This window comes from Sulfurovum sp. AR, assembly GCF_000296775.1.
Taxonomy (GTDB): domain Bacteria; phylum Campylobacterota; class Campylobacteria; order Campylobacterales; family Sulfurovaceae; genus Sulfurovum; species Sulfurovum xiamenensis.
Genome location: NZ_AJLE01000007.1, coordinates 83,982 through 96,990 on the forward strand (window position 1 = coordinate 83,982; position 13,009 = coordinate 96,990).

A 13,009-nucleotide genomic window follows, 5' to 3' on the forward strand; every position below is an offset into this window, starting at 1 on the left:
CATAGGATTCTAGCACAAGATAGATATATTTTTACCTATCTTGTAAATTTTTTACGAACGTTCTGTGATTTCAAGCAGATGGTACCCAAATTGTGTTTTTACCGGACCGTGTACGACACCTACCTCATCATTAAACACGACTCTGTCGAACTCCGGTACCATTTGTCCCTGACCAAATCTTCCCAGTTCTCCACCTCTTGCGCCTGAAGGACACGTGGAATTCTGCTTCGCTGCTTCTTCAAAGGTAATCTCCCCTGCATTTATCTTCTCTTTGAGTTCCCTACAGAGTGCTTCGTCATTGACCAATATGTGTCTTGCTGATGCTGTTGCCATTATTATCTCCTTGCTTTTGATTAAATCTGCATCGTTTATATACTATTTGTCCTTGATTTCAAGTAAAATGATCATATCCCCGCTTCAAAAGCAACCAATTCACCTTTTTTCAATCTAGGTATGATATCGGTTCTTATCTTGCGTATGAGAAAACTCTTTTTTTCAAACGGTATCTGTTGTGAACTTGCGATACTTTTTAATTTCAGATCATAATGCTTGATGAGAAAATTGCGCAGTACACTGTTGAGTTCTTCTTCATTCATGACTTCCAGACTATCATCTACACTGAGCCCTACCAGTCCGGGATGTTCACTCTCTCCATTGATAAGTGCCGTAAACAGTTCGGCATAGGTACCGAACATCTCTATATCCATGACACTGAGCACATTATCTATAAGGTTTGGATTTTCAATGAGTGTCTTTAAGATGCTCAAGTGCGCCACATCATCCATTTTTTGTGTAAAACTCTCTCTTGCTCTGGCTACATTGGTCTCTTTACCAAAAAGTGAAGGGGCTATGCCCACCAATGTCGCTGCCATAGGAATGTACGCGTCTTTGATGATCTGGCTAAGTGTATCAAGATACTGTTTCACTGCACCAAAAGCGGCTTCTTTTGCTCTAGGATCATTTAAATTATACATCGAAACGATCATCTCCAGTACAAAAGGGATCAACGGTTTGGCATTACGAAGCAGCTTCGCTACGGTCTCACTCTGCCCTTTGGCTATGAGATCCGCAGGGTCCTGTCCATCAGGAAAGAGTACGACCCCACCGTCAAAACCTGCCACTGACAACATCTGGGCCGCTTTCAGTGCTGCTGCCACACCTGCTTTGTCACCATCATAGGCCAGGATCACTTTTGGATCTCCTTTACGCAGTAGAGGCAAATGCTCAGGTGTCAGTGCTGTCCCCATCCCGGCGACCGCTTCTTTAAAACCTGCCTGATGGAACATCACAACATCCAAATACCCCTCACATACAATGATCTTTTTATTCTTATAGATACTCTCTTTTGCCAAGTGATACCCATAAAGGAGTCTCGACTTATTAAACAATTTCGTTTGAGGGGAGTTAATGTACTTTGCAGGATGGTTCGAAATGGTCCTGCCACCAAATCCTACCAAAGAGCCACTTGTAGAATAGATAGGGAAAGTGATCCTTTCCACCAAACGTGCATAGTAACCACTGCCGTTTTCATTTTGGGCGATGATCCCTGCCTCAGCTGCTTTAGGTAAAGGAAGCAGAGCCCTTTGTAGAAACTGCATCACTTCCCCTCCGCTTGGCACATACCCTATCTCAAACGTTTCAATGGAGTTTTGGGATATTCCCCTGTCAAGCAGATACTTCATCGCTGTTTCATTATGATTGAGATTTTTCACATACCACTGACCTACGGCTTCAAGTACACGTTTTGCATCAGAATAGTCCGAGCTCCCTTTGGTATAGGTCAACGAAAAGTTATGCATAGAAGCAAGCTTCTCTATCGCTTCAGGATAGGAAAGTTTTTCTAACTCCATCACAAATTTAATGCTGTCTCCCCCTACACCACAACCAAAACAGTGGTAGATCTGTTTACTTGGACTGACAACAAAAGAAGGGGTTTTTTCTCCATGAAAAGGACAGTTTGCTTTGTAGTTCGCTCCGGCTTTACGTAACTCTATATAGCTACCGATCACATCTACAATGTCAATACTGTTCTTTAAGGATTCTATCGAGGCATTATCTATCATTCTAAAATTATATCTAATTAGATATAATTTAAGGACGTAAACAGAGTAAAGCGCCTATAACTGGTGATTTGAATCTTTTCTTCATTGCTCTGTTTCTCATAAGGATTATTTTGGAACATATATTACCTGCGTATAATGACCCTCTTTTCAGCATTATGCTTATTGTGGTGATCTCTCTTATCATTGCACTCGTTACCTATGGCTGGGGGTTGCATAAACAGCAAAAAGAGGAAGGGAACCTGCTCAAGTTCTTAGAAAAGTTTGACACTGCCGAGTGTGCGTTGGAAACAGCGGACATGCCTTTTGAACCGCATATGCTTAAACCACTTACCATTCTGGCAAAAGCATTTGAAAATGCCGGAGAGTACCACAAAGCCATTAGTATCTATCTTTTCCTTATTAAAAACATTACCCACGATTCAGGGAAAATAGAACTGATGGAACGTCTGGGCAGTACCTATCTTCATGCAGGATTTCTAGAACGGTCCCAGTCCATTTACACAGAAGTTTTACGCAAGAAACCTCGTAATATTCAAGCCCTTTATGAACTGGGGATCGTGTATGAGATCATGCAAAAATATGATAAAGCCAAAGAGGTCCTAGGCCCTCTGAATATGTTAGGAGAAGAGACAACATCACTGGAACAATTCCTGGATCTCTCAGAGCTCCTTGCAAATAAGACCTTAGCCATACCAGAGAAAGTGGAGAGACTCAAACAGCTATTAAACGAGGAGCCAAGTCTCTATAGACACATCATCAAAGCGCTTTTAATGCTTGATACAAAAAGTGCCTGGGAGAGCATTGATCCTGAACGTATCATGGAGATTCTTGACATCCTTTGGTTCTTACCAAATTCACAACTCGATTTAGATATAATCACATCAAATAAACAGCTGAAAACACTTTATTATGCGAAAGGTTATTTGCAAAAACCTGAAAAACAAAGTGGTATTTTCAGTGTAGATATGTTAGCCACTGCAAGAGAAAATGGGTTTGAAGAGGGAGATCTGGTTTTCTCCTACCTCTGTAAAAAATGTAAACAGAGTTTCCCTGTCTCTTTCAAGCGCTGTCCGAATTGTATGGCGATAAATACGGTTAAAGTTGAGGAAAAAATTGCAAAATCAAGTCCGAAAACAGATTACTCTTTACTCTGATGGTTCCAGTCTGGGAAATCCCGGACCTGGTGGTTACGGAGGTATCTTGGAATTTAAGGGGGTCCGTAAAGAGTACTTTGGCGGAGATGCGCATACCACCAACAACCGCATGGAACTTCAAGCTGTCATAGAGGGTCTGAAGCTTCTTAAAGAGCCTTGTGATGTAGAGATCATCTCTGACAGTTCCTATGTGATCAAAGCTATCAATGAATGGTTGGATGGCTGGGTACGCAAGAACTTTTCCAAAGTGAAGAATGTAGACCTATGGAAAGAGTATCTTGAAATATCAAGCCCGCACACTATACGCGGTACATGGGTCAGAGGGCACAATGGCCATCCTGAAAATGAACGTTGCGACGAACTGGCACGTAACGAAGCAGAAAGAATAAAATTAACACTATAGGAGAAATTTATGAATGATTACAGTCAACTGGAAGAACGACTGAACTATACATTTAAAAATAAGCAATTGATTATTGAGGCTCTAACCCATAAGAGTTATAAAAAGCCTTACAATAATGAGCGGCTTGAATTTTTAGGAGATGCCGTACTTGACCTCATTGTAGGAGAGTACCTTTTTTCCAAATTCCCCAATTCAAATGAAGGTATTCTCTCAAAGATCCGTGCTTCACTTGTCAATGAAAGCGGTTTTACCTTGTTAGCAAGAAAACTCGATCTTGGTTCCTATATCTACCTTTCACTGGCAGAAGAGAACAACAATGGTCGTAACAAACCTTCATTGCTTTCCAACGCCTTTGAAGCGATCATCGGTGCGATCTACCTTGAAGCCGGTTTAGCTACGGCCAAAGAGATCTCTATCAAACTCTTAGAAGAGAGTCACCCCAAAATCGACCTTGACTCTCTCTCAAAAGATTACAAAACCGCTTTACAGGAACTCACACAGGCAACCCACGGCGTGACACCTAACTATACGCTTTTAGACTCTTCAGGCCCAGACCATAAAAAAGAGTTCGTGATCGCAGTCACACTTGATGACAAAACCATTGCTACAGCAAAAGGTAAAAGTAAAAAAGAAGCTCAGCAAAAAGCAGCGGAACTTGCATTAAAGGAATTAAAAGCATGAACACCTTTGGAAAAAAACTGACCCTCACTACCTTTGGTGAATCCCACGGTAAAGCGCTTGGGTGTATACTTGATGGTGTACCTGCCGGACTTAAGATCGATGAAGCATTCATACAGAGTGAACTTGACAGACGAAAACCCGGAAAATCAAAACTGGAAACAGGACGTAAAGAGGCAGACAAAGTAGAGATCCTTTCTGGAACATTCGAAGGGGTGAGTACAGGGACCCCTATCGCCATGATCATCTTCAACACCAACCAAAAATCCAAAGATTATGAAAATGTGAAAGATCTCTTTCGTCCAGGACATGCAGATTTTACTTACTTTCATAAATATGGTCTGAGAGACTACCGTGGTGGAGGAAGAAGTTCGGCAAGAGAGACCGCTGCACGTGTAGCAGGCGGTGCCATAGCAAAACTGATGCTCAAGGAACTGGGGGTCTCGATACAGAGCGGCCTTTGTGAAGTCGATGGTATCAAAGGAAGCGTTCAGGATTTTGAATATGCAAAAAATTCCAAGATGTACGCCCTTGATCCTACCAAGGAAGCGGCACAGGAAGCTGCGATCTTAGCAGCAAAAGAGAATCATGACTCTGTGGGTGGTGTGGTCCTTACGACTGCCACAGGGGTGCCTATAGGATTGGGTGAGCCACTCTACTACAAACTCGATGCCATACTTGCAGAGGCAATGATGGGCATCAATGCAGCCAAAGCGGTGGAGATAGGGGACGGTGTTGCCAGTACCCATCTCAAAGGAAGTGAGAACAATGATGAGATCACACTCAATGGATTTACTTCTAATCACTCCGGCGGTATGCTTGGGGGTATCTCCAATGGGGATACGATCGTGGTGAAGACACACTTCAAACCAACACCTTCTATTTTTCAAGAACAGCAAACGATCACGACCCACAATGAAGAGGTGAAATGCAACCTCAAAGGAAGACACGATCCATGTGTTGCTATCAGAGGGGCAGTGGTATGTGAAGCGATGATGGCACTGACATTAGCAGATATGACGTTGCTGAACATGGGTAAAAAAATGGATCACCTTACGGCCATTTATCAAGCTTAAAAAGAGTCCTGTCAACTTTTAAAACAGTGCAGGTTCATCCAACCCTTTCACTCTAAACGTTTTACGATGCATTTCGCATCGGTCATATTTGAGTAAAGCCTCAATGTGTGCTTTGGTCCCATAGCCTTTATGTTTCTCAAAGCCGTATTGGGGATATTTTTTTGCCATCTCTATCATCTCTCTGTCATGTGTGACTTTTGCCAAAATACTTGCTGCACTCACTTCAGCTACTTTCGTATCTGCCTTGACCATCGTGCTAATATTTGGAACTCCAAAACTGCTGTTCCCGTCAAAAAGATACGCTGCGTCAGCCAAATGCTTCTGTATACTTTGTAAACCTGACTGTAAACACTTGGAGATACCCATCTCATCGACCTCTTTGGCCGAAAAAGTGACGATATGATACGCTGAATTTTCGATCACGATCGGGTAAAGTGCCTCACGCCTTTTTTCTGTCAGTTTCTTGGAATCCATCAATCCCTCAATAGGATTTTTCAACACCACCCCAGCTATCACCAATGAACCGGCCAAAGGACCACGGCCAGCTTCATCTATCCCGCATAATGGTTTAGAGGTCATCATTCAAAAGAGTCAAAAACTCTTCCCCGTATCGTTCAAATTTCACTTCCCCGATCCCGTGTACTTCGAGCATCGCCTCTTTATCCTTCGGTACCTTCATACTCAAATCTTTTAACGTTTTATCTGAAAACACGATATACGGAGGGATACCTTTTTCTGAAGCGATACGTGTACGCAGATCTCTAAGCTTGTCATACACTTCCACATCGTAATCATCAAAATAGGTCACACGTTTTTTAACCTCAGATTTTTGTACCGTCAATCTCTCTTTTTTCAGTTCTATCTGGTGTGCACCTTTGATCACTTCTATACCAAAAGCTGTCAACCGATAAACCTTGAACTCGCCTATCTCCACAGCATTCAACTCTAACAGCTTGTCACCTATTGTCAACCATTGTGATTTACTGTATTCATCACCTATGCCATAAACAGAAAGGGTATCATGCCCATTTTGGAGTACCCTCTGCTCTTTACTCCCTTTCAATACATCTATTACATAGTGTAAACCAAACTTCTGATCTGTACGTAAGATGGTAGAGAGCAGCATACGTGCTGCTGTGGTGATGTCTACCTTCTCACTTGCTGGTGCTGCACAGTTGTCACATTTGTCTCCACATTCATCTATACGGTCATCAAAATAGGCAGCGATACTCTGATGCCTACAGTTTTCAGAATTGGCAAAACGGACCATACTGTCCAGCTTGTTGAATGCATGTTGTTTGTAAGGTGTTTCGGGAAGATCTTCTATGAACATTTTTTGCTGTACGATATCCTGTGCCGAAAAGAGCAGAAGTGTTTCAGATGCCAATCCATCCCTTCCTGCACGTCCAATCTCCTGATAATAGTTTTCCAATGTCTTTGGCATGGTCATATGTACCACAAAACGGATGTTACTCTTGTCAATCCCCATACCAAAAGCGATCGTTGCTACCACTATCTGCACCCTGTCAGCTACAAAATCCGCATAAGTCCGGTTCTTCTCTTCAGTAGGGAGTCCAGCATGATATGCTCTAGCTTCTATGCCTTTACTTTGCAAAAAATGTGCGACAGCCTCTGTAGACTTTCTTGAAAGTGTATAGATGATACCGGACTCATCTGTATGCAGTTTCAAAAACTCCATTAACTGTGCTCTACCATCTTTGATACGGTGTCGCGCATGAATGGTCAAATTTTCACGGAAGAGTGAACCCCTCACACGTTTAGGATCCTGTAAACCAAGATTGCTGGCAATATCACTTTCCACCGCATGGGTTGCGGTGGCTGTAAATGCTGCGATAGGTGTCGTGGCAAACTGTTCTTTCAGTAACGACAGACGCCTATAGTTCTCTCTAAACTCATGCCCCCACTCACTCACACAGTGTGCCTCATCGATAACGAAAAAGTTGATCGGAAGCTGATGCAACAGGTTTAAAAAGTACGCATTGGTAAGGCGTTCAGGTGCCACATAAAGCAATTTTATCTCACCTGCTCTCAAACGTGTTTCTATCTGCTGACTCTCTTCCAGGTCTTGCATCGAAGAGAGCATCTCTGCAGCGATACCATTTTCCTTCAGTGCGACTACCTGATCATGCATCAATGCGAGCAATGGTGACACCACCACGGTAATGCCTTCCATCAACAGTGTAGGGAGCTGATAACAAAGCGACTTCCCACCACCCGTAGGGAGTATCATCAATACATCTTGTTTTGCCAAGATAGCATCAACGACCTCTTCCTGCAAAGGTCTAAATGAGCTGTGTCCAAAATAGTGTTCAAGGGTTTCTAATTTATTCATACAAGAAGTGTAGCCTTTCTAAGCTCAAAGAGAATTATAATATGTCAAATTGTCATGTTTTTAGGAGAACTTGTACCCTACTCCCCAGACAGGATGAAAATAATTCTGCTCATTTTTGGGGTCAATTTTGTTTTTGAGCCGGTTAATTGCCACATTCACCGCATTGTCATTGACGCCTTCTCCATCCGATCCCCATACCTCATCACGTAGGAAATCTCTTGTCAATGCTTTATCGATATTTTTCATAAAGGTATGCAATAAATTGAACTCGAGGTTGGTAAGTAAAACACTCTGTCCGTCAACCGTAAGCGCTTTATTTTCCAGATCCATAGTCAGTAATTTATATTTGATACGTTGTTGTTTTTGCAGCACCCCGGAACGCTTAAGCAGTGCTTTGACCCTGAGTGTCAATTCTTTAGGGGAAAAAGGTTTACTCATATAGTCATCACCACCTGCTTCAAATCCCTCTTCAAGTTCAGACTCTTTATCCTTGGCAGAAAGGAATATCACAGGAATGTCATAGCCTATCTCTCGAAGATAGGCTACAAAATGGCTTCCCTCCATTCCAGGGAGGTTACGGTCAACAAGCATGAGAGAAGGGGTTTCCTCCTCTAAGAATTGTTCTACATTTTCCGTCGAGAGAAAGCCTGTCACGGCATACCCCTCTTTACTCAAATGATACTCTATAAGTTCTAAGATATCTTCTTCATCTTCGATGACAACTATTTCTATATTTTCATTTTGCATATGCGCATTATAGCATACACTGCATCGTTTCTATTTAGAGTTTTCCACCCATTCGTGCAAATATGACACGCTGTGATACACTTTCTAGACGGTCAATGATCTTAAGGTTCTTACGTATATGTTTCAAAAGATTAAAATACTCTTCTGCAAGCCCGTCTGCATTGCCTATTTGTTGTATGACATCTTTTTCGAGTAGTGTATAGATATCATCTGTTTTACTGTACTCCACATCAATTCTTGCAGCCAATGCTTTAACTTGGTCATTGTCATCAAATGTTTGCAACATTTCAATGGTATAATCAAAAGCATTCAGTGTACAACGATTAATGCTCAAGGAATCCTGGATGAGTTGTGTCATCTTGTCATTTTTTTCCATGAGCATACTTTGCATATTTTTCAGATAGCTATTGATATTTGTACGAATACGGTTCAAAGCAGACGTAATTTTCAAATAAGAGACCAGTTCCCTTAGATCTCTTGCTTCTGGTGTATATTTTGCAAAGATAAGTACAATATCATTGTCTATCTTCTCTGTCTCTTGACTGATATCTTTCAGTCTGCTTCTCGCCTCTTCCAACTTCACTGCATCGATTGCCTGAAGTGCCTCAAGTCCCTCTTTATTTGCTGTAGCCAAACCTTCCAGTACATTCAGTACGTCCGCTCTTACAGCCAGTCTTGCCTCTTGATATCCTGGTAACATATTTTATCCTTTATCCAAATCTTTTTTCTTTTTGCTCACTTCTAGTCCAACAGACTGATACAGGAAATTACTAAATGATTTCTCGTAAAAGTTTGCCTCTGGCAAATAGATTTATCCAAATCTACCTGTGATGTAATCTTCTGTCAACTTCTGTGAAGGATTCAAAAAGATCTTATCCGTTTTATCATATTCTATCAGATCGCCCAGATACATAAACGCAGTATAATCACTCAAACGACTGGCTTGTTGCATGTTATGTGTCACTATCACCACAGAGACATCTTTTTTCAGTTCCGCGATCAACTCTTCGATCGCTCCTGTTGAGATCGGGTCAAGTGCAGAAGTTGGTTCATCAAAAAGTAAAACCTCTGGTTTGAGTGCCACAGCCCTGGCGATACAAAGTCTTTGCTGTTGTCCTCCACTGAGCCCAAGTGCACTTTTGTTCAATCTATCTTTTGTTTCATTCCAAATAGCAGCATCTTGCAATGCTTTTTCTACACGTTCCTCTATCTCGACCTTATCTTTTATCCCTGCAAGCTTCAAACCATAGGCAACATTATCAAAGATACTCATAGGAAAAGGTGTAGGCTTTTGAAAGATCATTCCTACTTGTTGGCGCAACTTAATGAAATCATTCTCTTTTTTTAAGTCCAAAATATTTTGTTTTTCATCATTGCTGCCATAAAGATTGATCTCACCTTCATACTTGTTCCCGGGATAGAGATCATGGATGCGGTTCATGGCACGCAAAAGTGTGGATTTACCACAACCGCTAGGACCGATCATCGCTGTAATTTTATTTTTCTCTATGGGAAGGTTGATCTTCTTTAATGAAGGCGCATCCACACCCGCATAGGTAAAATAAAAATCTTTAATATCCATTATAATGTTATTTTCTGCCATATTATTTACTGACCTTTTCTATTATTTTTTATTTCTTGTCATATATCGACCTAATAGATTGATACATAAAACGATGACTGTAAGCACAAAAGATGCCGCCCATGCCAACTCTCTGCTCTCCATATCCGGGTACGTCGCTAGGTTGTAGATACTAACGGTAAGAGAGGGGAACTGCTCTGTTAGATTCATAGTGAAAAACTGGTTATTGGCTGATGTAAAAAGCAAAGGAGCCGTCTCTCCGATGATACGTGCAAAGGAGAGAAGAATACCTGTTGTTATCCCTACTTTTGCAGCTTTAACCACTATCTGCAAAATGATCTTATGTTTACTTCCGCCCAATGCGATCCCAGCTTCTCTGAGCTCCTTAGGTACAAGTGCCAACATATTGTCCGTAGTACTGATGATGATAGGTATCATCATTATAGCCAATGCAACAATACCTGCCCAACCATTATAGCCACCAAAAGGGTCCACAAACAATGCAAAAACAAATACACCGATGACAATAGATGGAGCTGACATCATCACATCACTAAGATTTCTTATAACAGAGGCTAACTTACTATTATTACTGTACTCTCTCAAATAGATACCTGCCATCATACCAAGCGGTACTGCCACAGCACTTGCCATAAGTGCCATAGTAAACTGCCCCACAATAAGGTTTCGTATCCCACCGGCAACAAGATCGTTAGTAAAGGTCGTAAAGTGTAAACTTGTGATCCCTTTATAGCTCAAGGTCACAAGTATCCAGAACAAAAAGCCTATCCCTATCACTGCTGAGAGTGTAGAGAGAATTAAAATGATTTTATTGAGTATGAGTCTATTCATGATGCTGCTCTTTTCATACTGTTTTTCTTCCTAAAAAATAAAACTTAGCCACAGAGATAATGGCAAAACTGACTATAAATAAAATAAGCGCAAGGTAATACATACTACTCATCTCAAGATCTTGCGCTTCTGCAAAGTTATTTGCAAGTAAAACCGGGATGGAAGTCGTAGGGTCTGTTATTTTACTTGGAATGCTCATGACCGAACCGATAAGGAATGCCACTGCCATCGTTTCACCCAATGCACGTCCAAGCGCTAAGATGATAGACCCGATAATCCCACCTCTAGCATAAGGCATGACCACATCCTTGATCACTTCAAACTTCGTAGCACCCATAGCATAGGCTGACTCTTTTAGAACAGAGGGTGCAGTATTCATCGCATCTCTGGTGATCGCTGCCATAAAAGGAATGATCATGATCGCTAACACGATGCCCGCGGTCAATAACCCTACACCGTTACCGCCTACTGTCGCCTGTACAATAGGGGCAAAGTAAAAAAGTCCCCACATACCATAAATGATGCTTGGAATAGCTGCCAGTAATTCAATGGCTATCGAGACAGGCTTTACCAGTTTTTCAGTCGCAATTTCTGTTAGAAAGATTGCAATTCCCATCGCCAATGGTGTCGCAATGACCATCGCAATAAGTGTACTGAGTAAAGTACCGATGATAGGTATATATCCGCCAAAGATACCGCCTTCATCATCTTCATCAGCTTCCCAAATTTCATTGTATAAGAAATCAAAGCCAAATTCATGCAATGCATCTTGCGCATAAGAAAAAAGTACTGCAAAGATCCCTACCAAGATAAAAAAGGAGAGTGTTGCAGAGAAAAAAGAGAAATTCTTAAAGAGTTTACCACCCATGTATTGCCTTCGTAATTAATTGGAAAGGATTGTAATAAAAGTTGGTTACATTTTAGTTACAAATTATATCTATTATACTATAACATATTCAAGGAGTATAATGATAGTAGGATGATAAATGTGAGATTGAAGAAGCTCTCCAAGTGGAGAGCTTGAGGTTATGTGGTTGCTAAAACGTTTTATTTAATGTTTTTAGCTTCCCAATATTTTCTAATTTCATCTTTAGTCGATGCAGGAAGTGGAACATAACCAAGATCTGTTGCTGCTTTATCACCATTGGTGTATGCCCAGTCGATAAATGCTGTTACTTGTTTATTTGTTTCCATTTTTTCTGCTGGAAGCAAGATAAATGTAGCTGCAACAATTGGATATGATGTTGCACCTGCTGGGTCACCGATCACTGCATAGAAATCATTGTCAGCTGTCCAGCTTGCGTATTTAGCTGCATCTTGGAAAGATTGTAGCGTTGGGTTAATATATTGACCTTCTTTGTTTTCGATCTGTGCTGCAGCCAATCCTAATTTCTCTTTATATGAGTACTCAATATACCCGATAGAGTTTTTGATCTGTTGGATGTTTGCTGATACACCTGAGTTTGATTTACCTGCAACTACTTTTGGTGCTTTCCATGTAGGTTGTTTACTTACTTTGATATTTTCATCCAATTTGTTCAAGAAGTAGGTAAAGTTAAATGTTGTACCTGACTTGTCAGCTCTTACAGCTACTGTAATAGGCTCATGTGGTAATTTTAAACCGGCATTTTGTGCCATGATCGCTTTATCATCCCAGTGTGTAATGCTTCCGCCAAAGATACCTGCGATCGCTGCACGGCTAAGTTTAAGTTCTCCGTCTTTCACACCATCGATGTTATACGCTAGAACCACTGAACCTACGACTGTAGGGAACATATACAGTTTGTCTTTTTTAAGTGCTTTTGGCTTAAGTGGCTTGTCTGAACCGGCAAAATCAACCATTCTTTTTGTAATAGATTTAACCCCGTCACCAGAACCTGTTGGTGTGTAGTTCACTTGATTTTTTGTTGCAGAGTAATACTCCGCTGTCCAAGCTTTATATACAGGTCCAGGGAATGATGCTCCTCTACCTTTAAGTTCATCAGCATTGACTGCTGAGAGTGCTACTGAAGCTGCCACTGCTGCTGTAAGAATTTTTTTCAATGTCATGGTTTTTCTTCCTTAAGAAATATGTTATCCATTTTGGATTGTGCGAAGTATA

The 13,009-nt window shown here is 41.2% G+C and carries 14 protein-coding genes; 4 read left to right on the top strand and 10 right to left on the bottom strand.

Annotated features, from left to right (window positions below; genetic code table 11):
• Positions 1–51 precede the first annotated feature (51 nt).
• Both SULAR_RS07730 and dnaG read right to left on the bottom strand, forming a co-directional pair.
• Positions 52–333, bottom strand: a complete 282-nt coding sequence (locus SULAR_RS07730; RefSeq protein ID WP_008244744.1) for a peptidylprolyl isomerase — start codon at positions 331–333, stop codon at positions 52–54.
• A gap of 71 nt (positions 334–404) precedes the next feature.
• Positions 405–2,063: a DNA primase gene (gene dnaG, locus SULAR_RS07735; RefSeq protein WP_008244745.1), complete on the bottom strand. Its 1,659-nt coding sequence runs from the start codon at positions 2,061–2,063 to the stop codon at positions 405–407.
• Positions 2,064–2,173: 110 nt separating this feature from the next.
• On the opposite strand from dnaG, the gene SULAR_RS07740 reads away from it, so the two are divergent.
• Genes SULAR_RS07740 through aroC form a run of 4 tightly spaced genes read left to right on the top strand, consistent with a single transcriptional unit; the run spans position 2,174 to position 5,374 of the window.
• On the top strand, positions 2,174–3,217 hold the full coding sequence (locus SULAR_RS07740) for a lipopolysaccharide assembly protein LapB (RefSeq protein ID WP_008244746.1): 1,044 nt from the start codon (positions 2,174–2,176) through the stop codon (positions 3,215–3,217).
• A complete protein-coding gene (rnhA, locus tag SULAR_RS07745; protein WP_008244747.1) occupies positions 3,177–3,620 on the top strand; it encodes a ribonuclease HI in 444 nt (147 codons plus the stop codon). The genes SULAR_RS07740 and rnhA overlap by 41 nt, the downstream gene beginning before the upstream one ends.
• 9 nt (positions 3,621–3,629) lie before the next feature.
• On the top strand, positions 3,630–4,301 hold the full coding sequence (gene rnc / locus SULAR_RS07750) for a ribonuclease III (RefSeq protein WP_008244748.1): 672 nt from the start codon (positions 3,630–3,632) through the stop codon (positions 4,299–4,301).
• A complete protein-coding gene (gene aroC / locus SULAR_RS07755) occupies positions 4,298–5,374 on the top strand; it encodes a chorismate synthase (protein WP_008244749.1) in 1,077 nt (358 codons plus the stop codon). Before rnc ends, aroC begins: the two co-directional genes overlap by 4 nt.
• Before the next feature lie 18 nt (positions 5,375–5,392).
• Here aroC and SULAR_RS07760 read toward each other — a convergent pair whose 3' ends face one another.
• The 8 genes from SULAR_RS07760 to pstS all read right to left on the bottom strand — a co-directional run bounded on the left by SULAR_RS07760 (position 5,393) and on the right by pstS (position 12,957).
• The gene (locus SULAR_RS07760; protein ID WP_008244750.1) at positions 5,393–5,956 is read right to left on the bottom strand and encodes a ribonuclease HII; all 564 of its coding nucleotides are present in this window, start codon (positions 5,954–5,956) and stop codon (positions 5,393–5,395) included.
• Positions 5,943–7,727, bottom strand: coding sequence for a DNA helicase RecQ (recQ, locus tag SULAR_RS07765; RefSeq protein ID WP_008244751.1), 1,785 nt, complete (start codon positions 7,725–7,727; stop codon positions 5,943–5,945). Before recQ ends, SULAR_RS07760 begins: the two co-directional genes overlap by 14 nt.
• A 60-nt stretch (positions 7,728–7,787) precedes the next feature.
• On the bottom strand, positions 7,788–8,474 hold the full coding sequence (locus SULAR_RS07770; protein ID WP_008244752.1) for a response regulator transcription factor: 687 nt from the start codon (positions 8,472–8,474) through the stop codon (positions 7,788–7,790).
• 34 nt (positions 8,475–8,508) lie between these two features.
• Complete coding sequence (locus SULAR_RS07775; protein ID WP_008244753.1) at positions 8,509–9,174, bottom strand: PhoU domain-containing protein; 666 nt, start codon at positions 9,172–9,174, stop codon at positions 8,509–8,511.
• A 111-nt stretch (positions 9,175–9,285) separates the two neighbouring features.
• Entirely contained in the window at positions 9,286–10,077 is a 792-nt protein-coding gene (gene pstB, locus SULAR_RS07780; RefSeq protein WP_008244755.1) for a phosphate ABC transporter ATP-binding protein PstB, read from the bottom strand.
• 21 nt (positions 10,078–10,098) lie between these two features.
• Positions 10,099–10,908, bottom strand: coding sequence for a phosphate ABC transporter permease PstA (gene pstA, locus SULAR_RS07785; protein ID WP_008244757.1), 810 nt, complete (start codon positions 10,906–10,908; stop codon positions 10,099–10,101).
• 13 nt (positions 10,909–10,921) lie between these two features.
• On the bottom strand, positions 10,922–11,776 hold the full coding sequence (pstC, locus tag SULAR_RS07790) for a phosphate ABC transporter permease subunit PstC (RefSeq protein WP_008244758.1): 855 nt from the start codon (positions 11,774–11,776) through the stop codon (positions 10,922–10,924).
• Between the two features lie 179 nt (positions 11,777–11,955).
• Positions 11,956–12,957, bottom strand: a complete 1,002-nt coding sequence (gene pstS / locus SULAR_RS07795) for a phosphate ABC transporter substrate-binding protein PstS (RefSeq protein WP_008244759.1) — start codon at positions 12,955–12,957, stop codon at positions 11,956–11,958.
• Between the last annotated feature and the right edge of the window lie 52 nt (positions 12,958–13,009).